At 66.9% G+C, this 19869-nt stretch carries 17 protein-coding genes and 1 pseudogene; 11 read left to right on the top strand and 7 right to left on the bottom strand.

Features of this window, described 5'->3' with window-relative positions; translation table 11 throughout:
- Positions 1-80: 80 nt before the first annotated feature.
- A pseudogene (locus tag AB0L97_RS27330) lies at positions 81-336 on the bottom strand (MerR family transcriptional regulator).
- 474 nt (positions 337-810) lie between these two features.
- Entirely contained in the window at positions 811-1029 is a 219-nt protein-coding gene (locus AB0L97_RS27325) for a hypothetical protein (protein WP_364434805.1), read from the bottom strand.
- 499 nt (positions 1030-1528) lie between these two features.
- On the opposite strand from AB0L97_RS27325, the gene AB0L97_RS27320 reads away from it, so the two are divergent.
- Positions 1529-2608 (top strand): zinc metalloprotease, encoded by a 1080-nt coding sequence (locus tag AB0L97_RS27320; protein WP_364434802.1) that lies wholly within the window; start codon positions 1529-1531, stop codon positions 2606-2608.
- A 9-nt stretch (positions 2609-2617) separates the two neighbouring features.
- Positions 2618-2932, top strand: coding sequence for a hypothetical protein (locus AB0L97_RS27315; RefSeq protein WP_355079989.1), 315 nt, complete (start codon positions 2618-2620; stop codon positions 2930-2932).
- A 280-nt stretch (positions 2933-3212) separates the two neighbouring features.
- Here AB0L97_RS27315 and AB0L97_RS27310 read toward each other — a convergent pair whose 3' ends face one another.
- Positions 3213-4124: a hypothetical protein gene (locus tag AB0L97_RS27310; RefSeq protein WP_355079991.1), complete on the bottom strand. Its 912-nt coding sequence runs from the start codon at positions 4122-4124 to the stop codon at positions 3213-3215.
- A gap of 880 nt (positions 4125-5004) precedes the next feature.
- Here AB0L97_RS27310 and AB0L97_RS27305 point away from each other — a divergent pair.
- Complete coding sequence (locus tag AB0L97_RS27305) at positions 5005-6090, top strand: acyl-CoA desaturase (protein WP_364434797.1); 1086 nt, start codon at positions 5005-5007, stop codon at positions 6088-6090.
- A 189-nt stretch (positions 6091-6279) separates the two neighbouring features.
- Here AB0L97_RS27305 and AB0L97_RS27300 read toward each other — a convergent pair whose 3' ends face one another.
- Positions 6280-7503: an FAD-dependent monooxygenase gene (locus tag AB0L97_RS27300; protein ID WP_364434794.1), complete on the bottom strand. Its 1224-nt coding sequence runs from the start codon at positions 7501-7503 to the stop codon at positions 6280-6282.
- A gap of 205 nt (positions 7504-7708) precedes the next feature.
- A complete protein-coding gene (locus AB0L97_RS27295) occupies positions 7709-9310 on the bottom strand; it encodes an LCP family protein (RefSeq protein WP_364434791.1) in 1602 nt (533 codons plus the stop codon).
- A gap of 410 nt (positions 9311-9720) precedes the next feature.
- Between AB0L97_RS27295 and AB0L97_RS27290 the strand changes: the two genes are divergently transcribed.
- The 7 genes from AB0L97_RS27290 (at position 9721) to AB0L97_RS27260 (ending at position 17550) form a co-directional block, all read left to right on the top strand.
- Entirely contained in the window at positions 9721-12975 is a 3255-nt protein-coding gene (locus AB0L97_RS27290) for a BTAD domain-containing putative transcriptional regulator (protein WP_364434788.1), read from the top strand.
- Between the two features lie 73 nt (positions 12976-13048).
- Positions 13049-13486: a DUF4267 domain-containing protein gene (locus AB0L97_RS27285; protein ID WP_355080001.1), complete on the top strand. Its 438-nt coding sequence runs from the start codon at positions 13049-13051 to the stop codon at positions 13484-13486.
- Between the two features lie 7 nt (positions 13487-13493).
- Positions 13494-13946 (top strand): DUF2871 domain-containing protein, encoded by a 453-nt coding sequence (locus tag AB0L97_RS27280; RefSeq protein WP_364434784.1) that lies wholly within the window; start codon positions 13494-13496, stop codon positions 13944-13946.
- Positions 13943-15394 carry an amidase family protein gene (locus AB0L97_RS27275; RefSeq protein WP_364434781.1) on the top strand — a complete coding sequence of 484 codons (1452 nt, stop codon included), beginning with the start codon at positions 13943-13945 and terminating at the stop codon, positions 15392-15394. The genes AB0L97_RS27280 and AB0L97_RS27275 overlap by 4 nt, the downstream gene beginning before the upstream one ends.
- Positions 15395-15420: 26 nt before the next feature.
- A complete protein-coding gene (locus AB0L97_RS27270; RefSeq protein WP_364434778.1) occupies positions 15421-16728 on the top strand; it encodes an FAD-binding oxidoreductase in 1308 nt (435 codons plus the stop codon).
- Positions 16729-16876: 148 nt separating this feature from the next.
- The gene (locus tag AB0L97_RS27265; RefSeq protein WP_364434775.1) at positions 16877-17119 is read left to right on the top strand and encodes a CopG family transcriptional regulator; all 243 of its coding nucleotides are present in this window, start codon (positions 16877-16879) and stop codon (positions 17117-17119) included.
- Positions 17116-17550 carry a PIN domain-containing protein gene (locus AB0L97_RS27260; protein ID WP_364434772.1) on the top strand — a complete coding sequence of 145 codons (435 nt, stop codon included), beginning with the start codon at positions 17116-17118 and terminating at the stop codon, positions 17548-17550. The genes AB0L97_RS27265 and AB0L97_RS27260 overlap by 4 nt, the downstream gene beginning before the upstream one ends.
- Positions 17551-17701: 151 nt before the next feature.
- Here the strand turns inward: AB0L97_RS27260 and AB0L97_RS27255 are convergent, their stop codons facing one another.
- Positions 17702-18514, bottom strand: coding sequence for a helix-turn-helix domain-containing protein (locus AB0L97_RS27255; RefSeq protein WP_364434769.1), 813 nt, complete (start codon positions 18512-18514; stop codon positions 17702-17704).
- 102 nt (positions 18515-18616) lie between these two features.
- Between AB0L97_RS27255 and AB0L97_RS27250 the strand changes: the two genes are divergently transcribed.
- The gene (locus tag AB0L97_RS27250) at positions 18617-19552 is read left to right on the top strand and encodes an alpha/beta hydrolase (RefSeq protein WP_364434766.1); all 936 of its coding nucleotides are present in this window, start codon (positions 18617-18619) and stop codon (positions 19550-19552) included.
- A gap of 51 nt (positions 19553-19603) precedes the next feature.
- Here the strand turns inward: AB0L97_RS27250 and AB0L97_RS27245 are convergent, their stop codons facing one another.
- Positions 19604-19864 (bottom strand): hypothetical protein, encoded by a 261-nt coding sequence (locus AB0L97_RS27245; protein ID WP_364434763.1) that lies wholly within the window; start codon positions 19862-19864, stop codon positions 19604-19606.
- Positions 19865-19869: the final 5 nt, after the last annotated feature.

The following is a 19869-nucleotide window of genomic DNA, read 5'->3' as shown; positions in this document are numbered from 1 at the left end:
GGAGACCGAGAGCGTACCGGTTCGAATGAGCGGCCGGCGCGGTCGCCTGATCGTCGTGACAGGCCGAGGCCCAGCCGGGGTCAGTCTTGTTGGGTCAGTTTGGCGTTGAGTTCGCGAGCTTCGGCGAGTTGGTCTTCGAGGATGATGATCCGGCACGCCGCCTCGAGGGGGGTGCCCTGGTCGACGAGTTCCCGGGCGCGGGCGGCGATACGCAATTGGTAGCGCGAGTAGCGGCGGTGCCCGCCGGCAGAGCGTTGCGGGGTGATCAGTTGCGCCTCGTCCAGGCTGCGCAGGAACGCTTGGGTAGTGCCGAGCATGTCGGCGGGCCCGGCCCATCGTGTAGACGGGATAGTCGTCGTCGTCAAACTTTTCGTTCGCGGTTGGCATGTCTCCCGCGTCGGCTCCGGCCGCGCCGGTGTTGTCGGAGACTGCGCTCACTCTGGCACGGTCAATTAAGCGTCACCTACCCGCCCGCGATCGGGACCGCCATCGGAGGCGCCCCCATCCGGATGATGCCTGCTGGACAGGCAACAACGACGGAATCACGAGCCTATAGCTGGTATTCGGCTTCAACAACTAACTGGCCGCTTGAGAACCGCAGGTCGAGCCGGTTCCCATGTTCACGGCGCCCCGCCGAGGGCACTATCATTTTCCACTCTGCGCCATGGCTATTTCGGGATCATCACCACCAGCGGCGACGACCCCGCGGACGAGGCCGACGCCACTTCGCACACGAAGCCGGGCGACTCATGCCAGTCACACGACAGCCCGCAGTGTGGAACCGGATCCACGATTCACCGGTGACGCGAGTCAGTGCAGGTCGTACGTCCACACCTGGCCGTTGTCCCGGATATTGAAGACGATGGTGCCCGCCTGCGAGAGCGGCGGCGAGTTCGCGTAGCTGATGGCCGCGGGGACGTCGGCCCACAAATGCGCTACCCACGAAGTCTGATCGAGCAGATCCTGTTTCTTGATATCGGCTGCCTCGTTCGCCATGTGAACAACTGCCGAATCCATGCCTGCGGTCATGATTTCCTCCATTTCGCGTAAACGTTCTTTGCCTGCGAAATCGCCCCGCAACGGACGATCCGATTCCCCGAGTCTTCGCCTCGGATGTCGTCGTCTCACGAGTAGTCGACTACGGGTTCCTACCCGGCGATACTCATCGGGACGCGGGGCGGGGTGATCGCTGGATCCGTTCGCGAACCTCGTCATGTGCGGTCCGGTGCTGACCGGCGCGAGCTGTTACTCCACCGCTGTGCGGCGGGGTCGTCGCCGATCTTCCACATATTTCAAAGTTGTACGGACTTTAGCCGCGCGAGGTCGGATGCAGGTAGTCGCTACTCGTGTCACGGCCGCAGAATCGGCGAAGCATCCTTACCGGGCGATTTCATCCGACTGATTCGCGAAAGGATATGTGATGGCCGATCTTCCTACACCTGGTGCACGAAGCCGCGAATTGTGCGGCACCATGGCAGTTCACCATAAACTGCTCCAACAGAGCGAAAGCTACCGACAGCGTTCGGCGATGTTCGAGAACCGCGCGCTCGCCTACGAAGGCCGTATGCGCGCACCGATGCGCACCGGTCCGATCACGATCCCCGTGGTCGTCCACGTCGTCCACAATCCCGCGTTCCCGGCCGAGAACATCAGCGCGGCCCAGGTCGAGAGCCAGATCACGGTGCTCAACCAGGACTTCCGGGCGACCAATCTCGACCGCGTCGGCGTGCCGACCGTCTGGACCGATCGTATCGCCGACTGTCGAATTCAATTCGCCTTGGCGACAACCGATCCTGATGGCAATGCGACCGACGGCATCACCCGGACCGCCACCGCGAAGACATTCTTCAGCGCCGAAGCCGACGATGTGAAAGCCACCGCGACCGGCGGCGCCGATCCCTGGCCGAGCGACGAATACCTCAACCTCTGGGTATGCGCCGATCCGCAGACCGCGCCCGGAAACTCGATTCTCGGTTACGCGCAATTCCCTGGCGGTCCCGTCGACACCGATGGCGTCGTCATCGCGACAACCTGCTTCGGCACAATCGGAACCGCCACCGCGCCGTTCCACCTGGGGCGCACCACGACGCACGAAGTCGGGCACTGGCTGAGTCTGCGCCATATCTGGGGCGATGACGGAAGCGGCTGCTCCGGTGGCGATCTGGTCGACGACACGCCCAACCAGGCCACCCAGAACTTCGGCAAACCCCAGTTCCCGCACATTTCCTGCAACAACGGCCCCAATGGCGACATGTTCATGAACTTCATGGACTACACCGACGACGCGGCGATGTTCATGTTCACCACCGGCCAATCCTTGCGGATGAACGCGTGCCTGGATGGGCCGAGGGCCTCGTTCCTGGTCGCCGCTCGCGCTCCGGCCGGGGATCTGCGACCGGCGGTGTCCTCCATGGTCGCGGATGCGACGCCCGGACGCGGCGAGGCGGCCGCACCCCGTTCCGTGCCATCGACGAATTCGAGTTCCTCCGGCGGCGCGGGTGCGGTCGCCGACCTCGAGGGCGAGGTAGCGTTGTTGCGTTCATTACTCGACGAGATCAACGGCGTCCTCGCCCGAGCGCCACACTGGTCGGCGCCGGGGACCCGGTGAGGATTGCCGGTGACCGGACCGATCCCCATCCTCGGAATATGGGTGCACTCCCACGAGGAGGACACCGACACGGTGTCCATTTATCGGCCACGTGACTTCCCGTTTCCCCGGTCACGTGGCCGGTCCGGCCTCGAGTTCGGAGAAGACGGCACCGTCGTCGAATACCGTCCCGGCGCCGATGACCGGGCCCGGGCGACGACCGGCTCCTGGCGTGACCTCGGGGACGGCCGTTACTCGATGTCTTTTCCCGCCGAAGGCGCAGCGGAGCCCACTACACGTACGCTGCAATGCGTCGGGGACGCCCTTCTGGTGGACACCGGGTAATCAGCTTCGATCACCAATCCCCCACCTGAAACCCTTGTGGGTCTCGCTGACCTTCGATGTGGCGGCGTCTGGATCGGGATGAGCACCGTGACAGCGGTTCGGAACGAAACCCCGAAGCTATCGGCCGCCTTCGCGCCAACGGATATCTCCTGGTCGTCGGCGACTGACGGGTAGGTAGGACCGGTCAGATATCGGGCGAGCATGCAGCGTGGGCGACGGATCGAGAGTGTGCCTGCATCAGGGGACTAGCGTGCTGCGCCCGAATCGTGGTGGGCCTTTGTTATGGGTGGGGTGCGAGGTCGATGCGGACGTTGTCGTTGTTGCTGATGACGAATACTCGGTCGTGGTTGGCCTTCGTCCACTGGTGCGGGATCAGGAAGAAGCGGTCAGGAGTGCGCGCCAGTAGTAGGAGCCCGCTGTAGGCGTAGCGGTATTTCTCCCCGGGTGTGGTGATCGGGAGAACTTGGGAGCCGCCGCCTTCGATCGCGAGCCGATCGACGCTGAGCAGCAGGACGACCGGACGTGCGCCGAAGCCGGTCTCGACGGTGAGGCGGGCGTCGCGAATGGCGCGCTGATGGGCGTAGGAGCCCACCGCCCACGAGAAGCCGAGGAAACCTAAGCCCAGCAAGGCCAGGATCGGTAGCCATGGGGTGGATTGTGTGCGTCTGCGACCGGCGCCGGGGCGGCTGAAAATGCGGGGATGGGTTTCCCGCAGCGCGATGGCGTACCCGAGGAGTGAGACCGCCGCGATGAGCATGATCGGCATGTATGAACCGAGCCACGGCGGTAGCCAGTCGCGGACGATGACCAGAAGCGCGAAGACTGTGGCCAGGATGGCGCCGCTGATCAAGATGGCCATCGTCCAGCGCCGGAGCGTGGCGACGGGTCGTCGGCTGCGTACGGCAACGGCAAGCGGAACCGACCGAAGTGCGTAGCAGGCGAGCACGACCAGCAAGACGATGGTCACGGGCCAGTAGCTACTGGTGAGGCTGCCGATGACGTAGTCGGGGGTGGACAAACCGAGCATCCCGACATCCACGCCGAAATAGCCGTACCAGGCGCGGGTGTACACCATGCCGAAGTAGTAGAGCACTGCGGCGATAACCGCGCCCTGCGAGGCGATGGCTCCCGCAGCGGTCAGAGCTCGACGAAGACTGTGCCGGCCAGTCGAATCGGCGTCGTCCCCACTCATCGAGGGGGCTCACTGGTCGTCGCTGGGTGAGGCGCAACAGTCGTCGTGATATCGACTCCAGTGCCCGGCCTGCCCGGAAGAATCGGAACCGTCGGTGGCACGTTTGTGGGCGGTGTTGTCGGGATGATGACTCCGGTCGTGCTACTCGCCACGGAGACTGACACGGTTGAGGGGATCACCCGCCCGGTCTCGGGGGATACGGACGGAGTAGCTGAAAGGACCGAGCTGGCAGTCGCCGAGTCGGGAGAGGTGGTCACTGCGCTGGACGTATCAGCTTTCGGGGCGGTTGTGGTCGGAGAAACCGTGGTCGGTGCATCGGGCGACCCGCACGCGGCCAGCCCACCGATCAACAAGCAGGAACAGACCGCAAAAAGCTGCGATACCGATCGCATCAAGCCCTCCTCGGACAGTGGAGAACAGCACGAGTATTTCACAGAACCATTGCGTCAGTGCAGGTTTGAATTCGAATCGGATCCTCGGCAAAGAAGCGCCTCCGGCCACATCACAGCGAGTGACGGCACCTCCCAGGAACCCTACTGCAACATATTTGCCGGCGACGGAGGGCGCCGGTCGCTTTGCCCGGTGCAAGCGCCACAGATTCGACGAAACGGTTCTGTCCACATCGCTCGATCAGCGGCATGAGGGGAGTCCGGTGCGGCGACCCGGATGTGTCGGCCGACAACGGGCCAGCCGCCTCTGCAGCTGTGGACATCGAATATCACACCGCAGTCCGATTCCCTCTCATACCAGAGGGTTACGAGTAACGAGAATCCGGCCGATAGCTTCGGGGTATCGAAATCCGCGCCCCGCTCCGACATCGACCGGCCGACATCGTCGACGGATGGGGGTGGCGTCTCCGGCTCAGCTCTCAGGAAGATCTATGACGACACCTGCCTTGGTCCCCGAGTCATCTCCACGGTCACCGCGGCGCGGCGCCGACGGTGACTACGCCCGTCTGTTGCGCCGGATATCCGACGCGGGGCTGATGAACCGGCGTCCCGTCTACTACGCCGTCCGGCTAAGCCTCGTCGGGGTCGCGTTCGCAGCCTGCTGGGCAGCGTTCGTCCTCATCGGCGATTCGTGGTGGACGCTGCTGGTCGCGGGGTTCATGGCCGTGACGTTCGCTCAGATCGCGCTGGTCATGCACGATGTCGCACATCGCCAGGTTTTCCGGCTACGGCAGCCGACGGAGCTCGTGGGAAGAGTTGTCGGCAACGCCGGCATCGGTCTGGGCTACGGCTGGTGGCAGGACAAGCACACTCGGCATCACGCCAATCCGAACCACGAGGAACTCGACCCCGATGTCGCGCCCGACATTCTGGTCTGGTCACAGCAGCAAGCACGGTCCAGCCGCGGTCTGCCTCGTCTCATCGGGAGGGCGCAGGCGTTCCTGTTCTTCCCCCTCCTGATGCTGGAGGGCCTGAACCTCCATGTGGCGGGCGTTCGGGCGCTGAGAAATCGATCGGTCAAACACCGCGGGTTGGAGGGCGCGCTGCTGTTCGTCCACTTCGCCACCTACCTGACCGCACTGTTCGCGGTTCTGCCCGCCGACAAAGCCTTCGCGTTCCTCGCTGTCCACCAAGGCCTCTTCGGCCTGTACATGGGCTGCATCTTCGCCCCGAACCACAAGGGCATGCCGACCTCGACCGGCGACGACCGCCTCGACTACCTCCGTCGACAGGTGCTGACCTCCCGCAACGTACGAGGTGGCGCGTTGACCGACCTCGCCCTCGGCGGGCTCAACTATCAGATCGAGCATCATTTGTTCCCGAGCATGCCGACGCCGAATCTGCGTCATGCCCAGGTGATCGTCCGCGACTACTGCGCCGAAATCGGCGTGCCCTACCACGAAACCGGGTTGATCTCCTCTTACCGCGAGGCGCTGAGACACTTGCACCATGTCGGCGCTCCTCTACGCACCCCCGATCGACACCCGGGTACCGAAGTGTCACAACGGGATCGTTGAACACAAGCTGGGCGTCACCCCCGCCCCGGAAGCACCCGGCAGATGCTTTACACCGCCATCCGGCGAAAGTCCCAACGCCCGTTGTCTTCCGATGGCTACGCTGACCAGTGCAGATCCGCGCGGTATGCGCGGACGTAGTCCGGCGGTGGCCTACCCAAGCGTCGTCCCTCTCGACACGTTATGTGACACCTACGGCTTGGCCGACAAAGTGATCGGCGGCCCGGCCGTGGCCCTGGAGTCCGGCACCCCGGTGTAGTCGGGCAGCTCCACGCCGTTGATCGCGCGCTCGACCAACTCGGCGAACCACTCCCCGGTGAAATCGGGGCTCGGCTCGGCGTCCGGCCCGGGGACGTCGCGGCTGCGGGCGTTCAACTGGGCGATCTCCTGGTTGGCCTCGACGAACGAGCGCATCCGCGCCTCATAGCCGGCGAACCCGGCCTCCGGGTCCCACCCAGCGGCGGCCAGCTCTCCCGCCAGCAGGTAGGCGCCTACCAGGGCCAGCCCGGTGCCCTGCCCGGACATCGGCGACGAGCTGAACGCCGCGTCCCCGAGGAGCACCACCCGTCCGCTCGACCAGCGGTCCATCACCACCTGGGCGACCTGGTCGAGGTAGAAGTCCGGGGTGTCGTCCAGGTGCGCGAGGATGCGCGGGGTCAACCAGCCCATGCCGGCCATCCGCTCGCGCAGCAGGCGCTTCTGGGCCGCGACGTCGCGATAGTCGACATCGAAGTCCCCCGAGGGGAAGGAAAACATGGCCATCGCCCGGGTGGCGTCCTGGATGGGCCGCAGCCCGGCGGAGCGCCCGGACTCTTGGTAGTCGATCAGCCAGCGGTCCAGCCCGAACTCGTTGGGAACGCTGTAGAAAGCCAGCACGTGCCCGAGGTGGCGGACGAACCGCTCGCGCGGCCCGAAGACCATCGCTCGCAGCGCCGAGTGCAGCCCGTCCGCGCCGACCACCAGCTCGAAGCGCCGCCGGTCGCCGCCCGCGAAGGCCACGTCGACCCCGTCCGCGTCCTGGGTGAGCTCGGCGATCCGATCACCGAAGACGTACTCGACACCGTCACGGGTGTCGTCGTAGAGCACCTGGGACAGGTCCCCGCGCAGGATCTCGATCTCCGAGATGTACCCGTCGCCGCCATCGTCGTCCGCGCGATAGGTCTCCAGCACGTTCCCGTTCCCGTCCACGGTGTACGCGCCGGCCGTCTCAGTGCGAGCCGCGCGCACCGCCGCGTCCAGCCCCATCCGCCGGATGACCTCCTTGGTCACCCCACGCGCGTCCACCGCCTGCCCACCGGGACGCAGTTCGGGGGCACGCTCCACCACGGTCACCTCGGCCCCTCGCCGGCGCAGCCAGTGGGCCAGCGCCGGCCCCGCGATACTCGCCCCCGCCACCAATACCCTGGTACCGCTCACTGCGCCTCCCGCTCACCCGGCCGGATCACTGTCCGGATCGATTGCTCTGACCCACCGCTGTCGGTGTATCCACAGGTATCGACGACGGATCCACAAGAAATTCATCGGCGCAGCCGAGATCGTGTCCACGCTCCTGCGAACACCACACTCGTCTGCCCGATGCCGCACCGACCAGGCCGGGCCGGAGGCGTCCACGGCGGCAACCTCAGTCGACGCAGGGGATGTTGGATCCGATGCTGGTGGTGACGGGTTTACCGGAGTCGGGCGGCGCGTCGGCGGGTTTGGAGGTGGGGGCCCCGGTGGGCGAGGCTGTGCCGGTCGGTGTGGTGGAGCTCGTCGATGTGCCCGCACTCAATTCGTCGGGCATGGTGAAGTCGCTGCCGATCACGATCTCGATGTGGCCGGGGTCGATATTCTTGGACGCGGCTGTCGGTAGCCCGCCGAGCAAGTTCGCGGCCTGGGTGGCGTCGGTGTCGGCGCCTGTGCCGTAATAGACGACCGAGCCGGAACCATCGGTGGAGGCGGCGTTGCCGATGTTTCCTTTGCCGAATCCCTTGTCGGCCAACACTGTCGACACTTTGGCGGCCATACCTGCCGGTCCGCCCGCGTTGACGACGTCGACGGTACTGGTGGGTGTGGTCGTGAGTGCGGTGGGCGTGGCTGCCTGCACGCCGAACGCCGTGCGCACCGTCTTTTTGATGGCGGCCGGATCGATGACGTTGACGTCTTGGCCGTCGATGGTCCGGTAGCCCTGCACCGGCAAGGTCTGGAATTCGATCGGAATCGAACCCGCCTTTCCCATGGTCTGCGCGAAGTCGAGCACGTCCCAGCCTTGGGAGAGCACCACATCGTTCTGTGCGGCGTTGATCAATTGCTGCAGTTTGCCGATGTTGGTGAGTGTGCCGGACTCCGCGAGTTGTTTGGCGACCGAGGTGAGGAACGCCTGCTGGCGGTGGGTCCTGTCGAGGTCGCCGTTGTCGAGTTCGTGACGTTGCCGGACGAACGACAGCGCGTTGGCGGCATCGAGGTGCTGAGGTCCGGCCGGGAACACCGCGCCGGAGTAGTACTCGTCGTCGACGGCGTGATTGAGACAGACATCGACGCCGCCGAGAATGGCGGCCAGGTCGTAGAAGCCGACGAGGGAGACCTCGGCGAACCGGTTGATCGGTACTCCCGTCAGTGCCTTCACGGTCTGCACGATGGATTCGCGGCCGGCCTCGCGGCCCTGGCGTTCCAGTTCGACCTTGTCTTTGACGCCCTGGTTGGCGAGCTTCTGCTCGACCGCCACCTTCTTCAGCCCGTAGGCTTCCTTGATCTTGGCGTGGTCGTAGCCGGGGATCCCGGTGACCGCGACGTAGTCGTCGCGCGGGATGGAGAAGGCGGTGATCTTCTTCAGATCCTTCGGAATGTGTACCAGGATAAGGGAATTGGCGTTGTAGCCGCCCTCGCTGCCGTCGCCGGCGTGCAACCGGTCCATGATTTCTTTGGGTAGGTCGTTGCCGTTGCGGTCTTTGCGGGTGTCCAGTCCGATGAGCAGGAGGTTCATGTCGCCGTCGAGCGCGGCGGCGTCCTCGGAACTGATAGCCCCGGACCGGGCGAACCCGTCATCGACGGCGCGCTCGGTGTAGTAGGCGAATCCGGTGCCCGATACAACGACAACCGAGGTAGCGGCAACGACCAGGCGAAGGGCGGTCCGTGCGACCCTGGCCTGCCACGACGACTGCGCGGTCCGATCGCGGCGGGTGGGCCGCACCGGCACATACCGGTCGGTGGGGCCCTCGGCAGGGTCGGTCGCCTCCGCGGACACCTCGCGAACCCCTTCGACAGGCGTTTCCGGCCGAGCATGACGACCACCGGACCGGGGAACCACGACCGGAATCGGTTCCGTTTCGTCACTCATTCGCCGTCAAGCCTCACGTCACAGTGCCGCGCGGAAACCACCGATAGCACTTCACCAGGTTAGAAATATCCTGCCCGATGTCTGTGCCGAATACACGCCGAGCAAGCACCCGATCGGGTACGCGGTAGCGAAATCCGTGGGCGCGGCATCACGTCACGCGCGCCGATCTCGGTGATGATCGACGACAGGCCGCGCCGGTCGGCATGCGCCGACAGTTCGAGGCGGTTCGATAGCCGCAATGCGGCGAGGTCCCAGGTTCGCCCGGGTTGACGAGAGGTCGGGGCGCCACGCAGGATCGATCGCGAGATGGACGATTCATGCTGGTAGAGCTATTGGGTCCGGTGCGGGTGGTGGCCGCGGACGGGAGGAAGGCGTCGGTCGGGGGGCCGCGGGTGCGGGCATTGCTGGGGTTGCTGGCGCTCGAAGCCGGGCGAGTGGTGCCGGCGGCGCGGCTGGTGGACGGGGTGTGGGGGGAGAACCCGCCGGCGGGGGCGGGGAATGCGTTGCAGACTCTGGCGAGTCGGTTGCGAGCGGCGGCACCGGGCACGGTGCGGAATGACGGGGGCGGGTATGTGCTCGAGCTCACGCCCGAGGACGTCGATGTGCATCGGTTCGGGCGTGAGGTCGAGGCAGGGCGAGCGTTGCTGGCGGCCGGTGAGCCCGAACAAGCCATCGCGTGCTTCGATGCCGCGCTCGCCTTGTGGCGCGGGGAGCCGCTGATCGATGCGGGAGAATCGGAGGCATTGCGGGTCGCTGCGCTGCATTTGACTGAACAGCGGCTCGAGGCGGTCGAACTGCGAGCGGACGCCTTTCGAGCCTTGGGCCGAGGCGGCGAGGTATTGGGTGAGCTCCGCACGGAGGTAGCCGCACATCCGTTCCGGGAGACGCTGGCCGCACGACTGGTGCGGGCGCTCGCGGCAGCGGGACGAACCTCGGAGGCGATACAACAGTTTCAGCGAACCGAGACCCTGTTACTGGACGAACTCGGCACGACACCCGCCGAGGTCCTGCGCTCGGCCCTGGCCGAAATTCACACGAACGCACCCCGTAATCCCGCAGTCGACAAACCTGCGATCGAGACGGCGTCCGGATCGGGTCCGACGGGAGTTACGGAAGCATCGCGAACCAGCGGCGCATCCGCACCGCTGCTGCCCAGGCGGTTCACCAGCTTCGTCGGACGCGGACGCGACGTGGAAGGAGTGCGACGGGCGCTGCGCGAGGCCCGACTGGTGACACTGTCGGGTACCGGGGGCGTGGGGAAGACTCGGCTGGCCGCCGAGACGGTCGGGGCGCACGCCGAGGACTGGGCGGACGGTTTCGCTTTCGTCGAACTCGCCGCACTCGAGCGGGAGCGGCCCGACCGGCCGGCCATGAACGCGGTCGGAGTGGCGATAGCGAACGCGCTCGCTCAGTTCGAGCGACCCGATGAACTGTCCACGGAATGGGCCGATGTACTGGAGCGGACGCTGTCCGGCCGCCGAATGCTGTTGGTACTGGACAACTGCGAGCATGTCGTGGAGGCGACCGCGCGCCTTATTCACGATCTGTTGCAGCGGCTGCCGCTGCTGCGGGTGCTCACCACGAGCCGGGAGCCGATCGGCGTGGACGGCGAGCGACTGTATCCGGTCCGGACCTTGGACCTGCCCGAAGCCGACTCGGATATCGCGGCGGTCACCGCATCGCCCGCGGTCCGGCTGTTCATCGACCGCGCCACCGCGGCACTCCCGGATTTCGCACTGTCCGAACTCAATTCCGCGGATATCCGCGCCATCGTACGCAGCCTGGACGGCATGCCGCTGGCTATCGAACTCGCCGCCGCTCGCCTGCGCAGCCTGCCGCTACCGGACCTCAGCGCCCGGCTCACCGATCGCTTCCGGCTGCTCACCAACAGCACTCGCCACGCGGTCCCGCGCCATCGAACCTTGCACGCGGCCGTCGCCTGGAGCTGGGGACTGCTCACCGATGCGGAAGCCACTGCAGCCCGGCGTTTTTCGATCTTCGCCGGCGGCGCGACCTTGGACGCCGTTACTTCGGTGTGTGGTCCGGACGCCATCGACACGGTCACCTCACTGGTGACGAAGTCGTTGGTCGACTTCGATGGACAGCGCTATCGAATGGCAGAGACCATCCGCGTCTATGCGACAGCGGAATTGACCGCCGCAGGCGATGCGGACGAAGTCGCCCGCATCCATGCCGACTGCTTCTCGGAATTCGCTGACGCCGCCGCCCACGGATTACGCACTACCGCACAACCCGATTGGCTCGCGCGGCTGATCGCCGAACACGGCAATTGCGAGACCGCACTGCGGTGGGCGTTGGACGTCGGCGACGGCGAGCGCGCGGTTCGCCTGTACTCGAACCTCGTCTGGTATTGGCTGCTGCGCGGGTTGCACGGCGACATCTCCGAACGCCGCCGCGAGGTCCTCGCCCTGATCGACGACACACCGCCGCCGGGGTGCACCGGGGCCTATCTGGCCTGCCGGTACGCCGAGGAGCTGCCGGCGTACTTCACCAACATCTGGTGGGGCCAGATCCGAGATGACACGGGACAATTCGAGCGGCTGACCCGCGCGGCCCTCACCGAGGATCGACCTCCGCACCCGATGTTCGTGCTCATACTGGCGCTGCGTGACCTACTCGGCGACGACGACAGCCTGTTGACCGCGTGCACCACCTCCGACGATCCATGGCTACGCGGTAATGCGCTGATAGCAAAAGGTTTCGATGAACTGGGCGGCGACCACCCGGCCCGCGCCCTGCCCACTCTGGAGGCGGCGCTGACCTGCCTGAGCGCGCACGGCGACGCCCGGTCACACAGCCGCGCGCTGATCTCCCTGGCCAGCTACCGGACCCGGATGCTCGGCCTGGACAGCGCCCGCCCGCTGATCGCGAGCGCGCTGGAACTGCTCAGCGCCGACCTGGGCGCCGGTGAGCGCATGGGCGTGCTGCTCTTCGCGGCGGATATGTACCTGGTCGGCGGCGATACGGAGGTCGCGGCAACCTATATCGACCAGGCCGAGGCCCTGATCACCCCGCACATCATCCCCGCGCCTGGGCGCTTCTTGGCGGCGACGCAGGCGCACCTGGCCCACCTGCGCGGCGACAACGACCGCGCGATGGAACTGTACCGGCGGATGTCCGAGCATCCGCTCCCCGACGGCCCGCCACCAGCAGGACGCCACGATACCGTCCGCTTCGTGAACCTGGCCTTCGTGAGCACCGCGCACGCGGCGGCCCTGGTCGCGGCGGGCCGGCCGGACGACGCGCTGCGAGAGCTGGCCATGCCCCGCGATCTGGCCGCCCAGACCTCGGCGGCGCTGCTGGCCGAGGTCGGTATCGGTTACGCCCTCGTTGCTCTGGCGAAGGACGCCCCGGACCAGGCGGCCCGCATTCTCGGCGCAACCGACCGGATCAACCGGAGGGCCGGGGTGATCCGCATCGGCCCGTTCCGGCGGCGGGCGCTCGACCAAGCGGAAGAGGCGCTCGGGCCCGTTCGCCTGGGCGCGGAATTCCTCGCGGGCGCCCGGCTTTCCGACGAGGCGGTGCTCGAACTGCTGCGTACCGTTCGCTGACAGCGGCTGTCAGCGAACGGTACGGGCGGCACTGGATGCTCGGGACACGTATCCCACCGATCCAGGAGTGCTCATGTCAGTTCCTTCGAATACGGAAACAGTTGTTTCCGTGCGTGGTTCCCGCCGACTCGGCGAACGTCTCGGTAGGGCCGGCGCCGTACTGGGAGCCGGGTTCATCATCTCCGTCGGCGGCGGTTATCTGCTCGCCCCGCAGCGAATGGCCCCGGGGTTCGGCTTCACCGACTGGCCGCGCGGCGAGGCCAACGGCTTTCTGAACGTCAAAGGCGTCCGCGATGTGGTCATCGGTCTGATCATGCTGGTCCTGCTCGCGGCCGGGCAGCGCCGCACCCTCGGCGCGACCCTGCTCACCATCGCCCTCATCCCGACCGGCGATATGCTCACCATCCTGGTGCGCCGCGGCTCCACCGCGACCGCCCTGAGCGTGCACGGTCTCACCGCGGGCCTGGTGGCCGCCGCCGGCGCGCTGCTGCTGCGCCGGGAAAATCGCTGAGCGCCCGATGAAGACACTGCTCAATACCGCGCACATCTACATGATCATCGGCCTGATCTCCGGGTTCTACTACCGCGAGATCACCAAGGTCGAACATTTCACCGGGCAGTCGCAGCTCGGTGTCGTGCACACCCACGTGCTGGCGCTGGGCATGCTGTTCTTCCTCATCGTGCTGGCCTTGGAGAAACAGTTCACGCTCAGCGCCCGGGGAAGCCTGTACGGCTGGTTCTTCTGGCTGTACAACATCGGCCTGGCCATCACCGTCGCGTCCATGACGCTGCACGGCACCCTCACCGTGCTGGGCAAGAGCAGTGGTGAGGCGATCGCGCTGGGCGCGGGCGTGGGCCACATCCTGCTGGCCGTCGGGCTGATCCTCTTCTTCATCACCGTCGGCAAATCCATCGACGACAGTCGAACACCGCACAGCGCAGCGGTATTCGCCGAACAGGAGGCATTGTGAACACCGGCCAGGACGGCGCACTGTGGACGCGGGACGCGGTCTCGCTCGCGACGCTGATCGCCGAGGGTGCGGTCACCGCGACCCAGGTCGTCGAGTCGCATCTCGAGCGTATCGAGCAGGCCGACTCCGAGATCGGCGCACTCACCACGGTATTCAGCGAATCCGCGCGCGCCGAGGCGGCCGCGGCCGACCGCAGGGCGCCGACGGGGCCGCTGCACGGGGTCCCGGTCACCATCAAGAACAACCTCGATGTCGCGGGCAGCCCGACCACCTGGGGCGTGGCGGCCTTCGGGCAGGCCGTCGCGACAGCGGACGCACCCGCGGTGTCCGCACTGCGGCGAGCCGGGGCGATCGTCATCGGGCGAACGAACATGCCGGACTTCGCCACTCGCTGGCATACCGACAACGACGAGGCGGGCCCGACGGTGAATCCGTGGAACCCGACTCGCAGCCCGGGCGGTTCCAGCGGCGGTGACGCCGCAGCGGTAGCCACGGGCATGACCCCCCTAGGCCTGGGCACCGACTTCGGCGGTTCACTGCGCGTACCCGCCGCGTTCTGCGGAGTCGCCTCCCTGCGCACCACACCCGGCCGGGTGGCGGTGGCCTCGAGCCTGTCCGGGGCCGCACCCGCGCCGACGAATCAATTGTTCGCGGCGCCGGGGCCGTTGGCGCGCACCGTGCGCGATCTGACGACTGCCTTCGAGGTACTCAGCGACAGCGCTGACCTGCGCGATCCCGGATGGATTCCAGTGCGTGACGCGACCGATACCGCCCTGCCCGCGGTCGCCGTCACGCTCGGTGACGATATCGATCCGCAGGTGCGGGCAGCGCTGCTCGGCTGCGCCGACGCCCTCGAACGCGCGGGGTATCCGGTAGCCGAACTGGATCCGCCGCAATTGGGCGAAGTGGCGGCGGACTACGGCCGATTGGTTTCCACCGAGGTGGTGGTCCAGCGCCGCGAAGCCATGCGGCGAGTCGGCAGCGCCGGACTGAACACCTTCGTGGACGCGGCGATCGACCTGTTCCCGCCGCTGGATCTGGCGGGCTACATGACCGCGCTGGGTGAGCGCCTCACCCGCCGCGCGGCCTGGTCCCGCTTCCTCGCGGAGCATCCGATCGTGCTCGGTCCGGTCTCGGACGAACTGCCCTGGCCGGTCGGCTACGACCTCGGCGGCACCGCACAAGTCGCGACCATGTACGCGGCGCATCGCCTCACCATCGCCGCCAACTACCTGGCCCTGCCCGCGGTCACGGTCCCAGCGGGCGTATCGGCCGAGGGTCTTCCCATCGGTGTCCAGTTGATCACCGCCCCATTCGCCGAGCGCCGCGCGCTGACGGCCGCCGCCCATATCGAAGCGGCCTTTCCGATGCCCACACCCATCTCCCCCGCAACCGACCCGGCCACCCGGAACCAGGCTCGGTCCATCGGCTCGGGCACGACGCGGTGAACATTTCTGTAGCGAAGGGAATCTACATGTCACACAACACATTGCGATCCGCCGTGCGCGGACGGGTACTGCTGCCGGGTGACGAAGCGTTCGATACGGCACGGACCCCGTGGAACCTCAATATCGACCAGCCGGTAGCGGCCGTCGTGCACGTCGAAGACGCGGAGGATATGGCCGCCGTGGTCGGCTACGCGCGCGACGCGGGCCTGTCGGTGACCGCGCAGCCCAACGGCCACGGCGCTTCCGGTGATACCGCCGGCGCCATCCTGATGCGCACGCGCCGACTCGATCGGATCGAGGTGGATCCGGCCCGGCGACGTGCCCGCGTCGGTGCGGGGACCAATTGGGGGCACGTCCAGGCGGCGGCCGCCCGGCACGGCTTGACCGGGCTGGCCGGAAGCTCCCCGGTGGTCAGCGTTGTCGGCTATACCCTCGGTGGCGGATTATCGTGGTTCGGCCGTAAATACGGTTGGGCGGCCGATAGCGTCCGGGCCTTCGACATCGTCGATGCCGACGGTCGTCAGGCCAGGGTCACCGCGGAATCCGACCCGGAGCTGTTCTGGGCACTGTGCGGCGGCGGCGGGGATTTCGCACTGGTGACGGCTGTGGAGTTCGATCTGTTCGCGGCTCCGGCCTTGTTCGGTGGCCTGATCGCCTGGCCGGCCGCGCAGACCGAGGCGGTCCGTGCGGCCTTCCAGGACATCACCGATCACGCACCGGCCGAACTCACGGTCTGGCTCAATCGGCTGGAACTGCCGCAGGCTCCGCCGGTGATCGCGATCGCCGCCGCCTACCTGGGCGAACCGGCGCGCGGACGGGACCTGCTGCGACGGCTGGACACGATCGACGGCATCCTCGCGGACACGCGCCGGGAATTGTCCCCGGCCGAGTTGGGCGCCATCGTCAACGAGCCCACCGCCCCAGGCCCCGGACTGCTGCGAACCGAACTGCTGACCGCACTGGACGAGACCGCCGCCGACATCCTGCTGCACGCACCGATCGATCCGCTGATGGGCATCCAGCTCCGGCAGTTGGGAGGTGCGCTCGCCGAGCCCACCCGAGGCGCGGCTCCGCCGTTCGCGGAGCCCTACGCACTGTCTCTGCAGGCCACCGGCTCGGATCCCGACACCGTTGCCGCGGTACTCGCCACGCAGAAGCGCATCATCGCCGATCTGGGCGCGCGAGTCAGCGGCCGCAAACCGTACACCGTCCTGTCCGCCGGCGACAGTGTCGCGGAGGTTTTCGACACCGGCACCTTGGACCGATTGCGAAAGCTCAAGCAGGCCCGCGACCCACACGGTGTATTCCGCGCCAACTTCCCGATTCTCCACTGAACCTCCGGTTTCGAGACCGAGGTCAGGCACCTCCACACAGCGCTGCCCCGCCAACGTGATCGGCGCGGCAGCGCTGTGCCCGCGACCAGCTATCGCAATCCCTCCGAGGCCGAATCCTGCGCAGATTGCGGGTGGTACCATATATGGCGTGGTAAAGACAACGGTGTACCTCCCCGACGAGCTGGAGCTCAGGCTCGACGCGGAGGCCGCGGCAACAGGGGTGAGCAAGGCGGAACTCATCCGCCGCGGCATTGCGATGCTGCTGGATGCGTCCGACCGGCCACGCAACGACGCACCGCTGCCCGTCTTCCACAGCGGGCGCTCGCGCAGCGCCGACGAGATGCGCGAGGACGTCTACCGGCAGATCAAGCAGCGATCGGCCCGTCGATGATCATCGTCGCCGACACCTCGGCGCTCTTCGCCGCATTCGACGCCGACCAAGACGAACACGAACAGACGCTGCGCGTGATGGAGCGCGAAACCCTGGTCATATCGCCGCTGGTGCTGACCGAGCTGGATCACCTGACCCGCCGCGACCTCGGCTTCACCGCGGCGATGAAGATCACCGACGCACTGCTGGGCCGAGCCATCGACGGCCGCTACCGGCTTGCCGAGTTGAAGCACGTCGACCTGTCTACAGCGCAATCGGTGCGAGCCAAATACGAAGGACTGCAACTAGACCTCGCCGACGCGGTCGGCGTCGCGCTCGCCGACAAATACAAGACCGACTGCATTTTCACCCTCGACCAGCGCGACTTCCGAGCCATCGAACCATTGACGCCCGGTTTCCGCTCGTTCCGGATCCTGCCCGCAGACGCGTAGCAATCTGGGCCCCACGGTCACACTGCATAAGTCCCGCGAATGGCCAGGCGCTTCCCAGTTGCCGATGTTCGGCGTCTCCCGCCGAGAGCACCGCGGCTCTGGGAGGACATCCACTGAGGCCCGCGCCGCCCAGCTCGAACGTCGTGCCGGATCACGTCGCGATCGTCGACGGCCAGGCTCGGTCGTCGATTGTGAGCCAGGGTTCGATGGCTGCGGCGGTGGGGGATATGCCGGTGAATTCGCGGATGTCGCGGTGGAGGTGGGATTGGTCGGCGTAGCCGGTGTCGGCTGCTACTCGGGAGGGGGAATGTCCTTGAACGAGGCGGTGGACGGCGTGGTCGAAGCGGACAAGTTTGGCGGCGCGTTTGGGGGTCAGGCCGATTTGCGTGCCGAAGCGTGACCACAGTCGTTGACGGCTCCAGCCCAGCTCGGCGGCGAGGTGCTCGACGCGGAAACGGCCGCGGCTGAGTTTGATTTGCCGCCATGCCCAGGCGACCTCGGGGTCGACGCGCTGGTCGTGCCGGGACCGCGCGGACAGCGCGGTGTCGACCAGGGCGAACCGGTCGGGCCAGCTGGGTGTCTCGTGCAGGCGCTCGCGCAGCCACCCCGCCTCGCGACCCCAGATGTCGTCCAAGCCGATGATGGTTCCGCCCAGCTCGGCGGGCGGAAAGCCGAGGATTGCTCGGGCGACAACCGGTTCCAGGCGAATCTGGACGCATTCGACGGCGTCGACGCGGACCGGAAGCGCGGTGCCCGCGAGGCCGAGTGTCAGACTGCCCGAATGGCTGCGGCCCGTCGAGTCGCGGACCTCGAAGCCGCACTCGCCGAACTCGACGATCACCGTGACCGCCGGATGTGGAATGACACGCACCTGCTCCGGGCCGTCCCCATGCACATGGAATCCGGCCATATCGACGCCGCGCAGGGCGGGTGGCCGCGCCGGTCGAGCGATGTCCCAAGGCACACGTCGATTGTATGAGCTGCCGCGCACGCTGACATTTCTTCAATACGCGGCCCGCAGTCGTGCCAGAACGTGGTGGTGTCCCAACCAATCGAAGGAGCAACCGTGGACGAAACCACAGCCGCCGCAAGACCGAATCGGTGGCGGCATATCGGGGGGCTGCTGATCGCCACCGTCCTGGCCGCCGTGATCACCGGCTCTACGACCGGCGCGGCGAATGCCGAGACCGACGATTCACACGAGCAGATGGTGCACCTGCCGGGCGGAAACATCCACGTAGTCGCCGACGGAACGCCAGGCGCTCGCGCGGTGGTGCTGCTGCACGGACTGGGTGCCTCGACCGCCTACTGGGATCCGGTGCTGCCCGCATTGCGGGACCGGTACGTCGTGCGCATCGACCTGCTCGGCCACGGCAAGTCCGATAAACCCGACACCGGCTACAGCACGTCCGAACAGGCGAGCCGAGTGGGGGCCGTGCTCGACCAGCTGGGCATACGACAGGCGATCGTCGTCGGGCATTCTTCCGGCGGCTACGTGGCCACCTCGCTGGCCGAACAGCGCCACGACCTGGTGTCGGCGATCATGCTGATCGACTCCGGTCCCCGTTTGGACGCCGTCACCGGCAGCGGTCCGGTCGGCAACCTGCTGTTCGTTCCTGCGATCGGACAGCCCCTGTGGCCGCTCCTCCCGGACGTCGTCCTCCGGCAAGCCATGAGTTCCGCGTTCACCCGGGACGTGCGGATCCCCGACCAGTTCGTCGCCGACCTGCGCGGCATGACCTACCGCAGTCTCACCGCGACCTCCACCGCGTCGGACGACTACCTGCGGGAACGAACCGAACCGGACCGGCTCACCGACCTGGGCATTCCGGCCATGGTGCTCTACGGCTCTCAGGACAAGCGATGGCAGCCGGACTCTTACGAGGACTACCGCCGCGTCCCGGGCATCCGGATCGAGAGCCTCGACTGTGGCCACACGCCCATGGTCGAAGAGCCCGACGGCACCGGCGCCCTCATCCGTGACTTCGTCGGCCGGCACTGAATCGTAGTTGTCGGCCACCTCTGTGTGGTGCCTGCGGGGCCGCAGCTTTCGCTAGTCGTCTTCGCCGGTCGGTCCGTCCAAACCCGCCTCACGCAGGATGCGGGTCAAGGTATCGGTATCGACCGGCCGCTGCGGCTCTTCCTTCTCCGCGACCGGGTTCTCCCGAGCGACAGGCAGCATTTCTTCGTAGCCAGGGTCGCCGGGGTGGAACTCCTCGAAACCGCTGTAGAAGACGCCGTCCTCGGTCTGGCCACGCAGCGGCAGCAGGATGGTCACGCCGTCTTCTGCCCGCTCATCGGGCAGAAACCGCATCCACG

The sequence above is a fragment of the Nocardia sp. NPDC051911 genome (assembly GCF_040681035.1).
Lineage (GTDB): Bacteria > Actinomycetota > Actinomycetes > Mycobacteriales > Mycobacteriaceae > Nocardia > Nocardia sichangensis.
This window is presented reverse-complemented; position numbering and strand designations above follow the sequence as displayed.

Bases quoted from the DNA above. Each gene is read 5' to 3' on its own strand.
- AB0L97_RS27260 (WP_364434772.1), top strand. From the start codon at position 17,116: ATGATCATCGTCGCCGACACCTCGGCGCTCTTCGCCGCATTCGACGCC.
- AB0L97_RS27270 (WP_364434778.1), top strand. From the start codon at position 15,421: ATGTCACACAACACATTGCGATCCGCCGTGCGCGGACGGGTACTGCTG.
- AB0L97_RS27310 (WP_355079991.1), bottom strand. From the start codon at position 4,124: ATGAGTGGGGACGACGCCGATTCGACTGGCCGGCACAGTCTTCGTCGA.
- AB0L97_RS27285 (WP_355080001.1), top strand. From the start codon at position 13,049: ATGTCAGTTCCTTCGAATACGGAAACAGTTGTTTCCGTGCGTGGTTCC.
- AB0L97_RS27320 (WP_364434802.1), top strand. From the start codon at position 1,529: ATGTTCGAGAACCGCGCGCTCGCCTACGAAGGCCGTATGCGCGCACCG.
- AB0L97_RS27305 (WP_364434797.1), top strand. From the start codon at position 5,005: ATGACGACACCTGCCTTGGTCCCCGAGTCATCTCCACGGTCACCGCGG.
- AB0L97_RS27290 (WP_364434788.1), top strand. From the start codon at position 9,721: ATGCTGGTAGAGCTATTGGGTCCGGTGCGGGTGGTGGCCGCGGACGGG.
- AB0L97_RS27280 (WP_364434784.1), top strand. From the start codon at position 13,494: ATGAAGACACTGCTCAATACCGCGCACATCTACATGATCATCGGCCTG.
- AB0L97_RS27325 (WP_364434805.1), bottom strand. From the start codon at position 1,029: ATGACCGCAGGCATGGATTCGGCAGTTGTTCACATGGCGAACGAGGCA.
- AB0L97_RS27245 (WP_364434763.1), bottom strand. From the start codon at position 19,864: ATGCGGTTTCTGCCCGATGAGCGGGCAGAAGACGGCGTGACCATCCTG.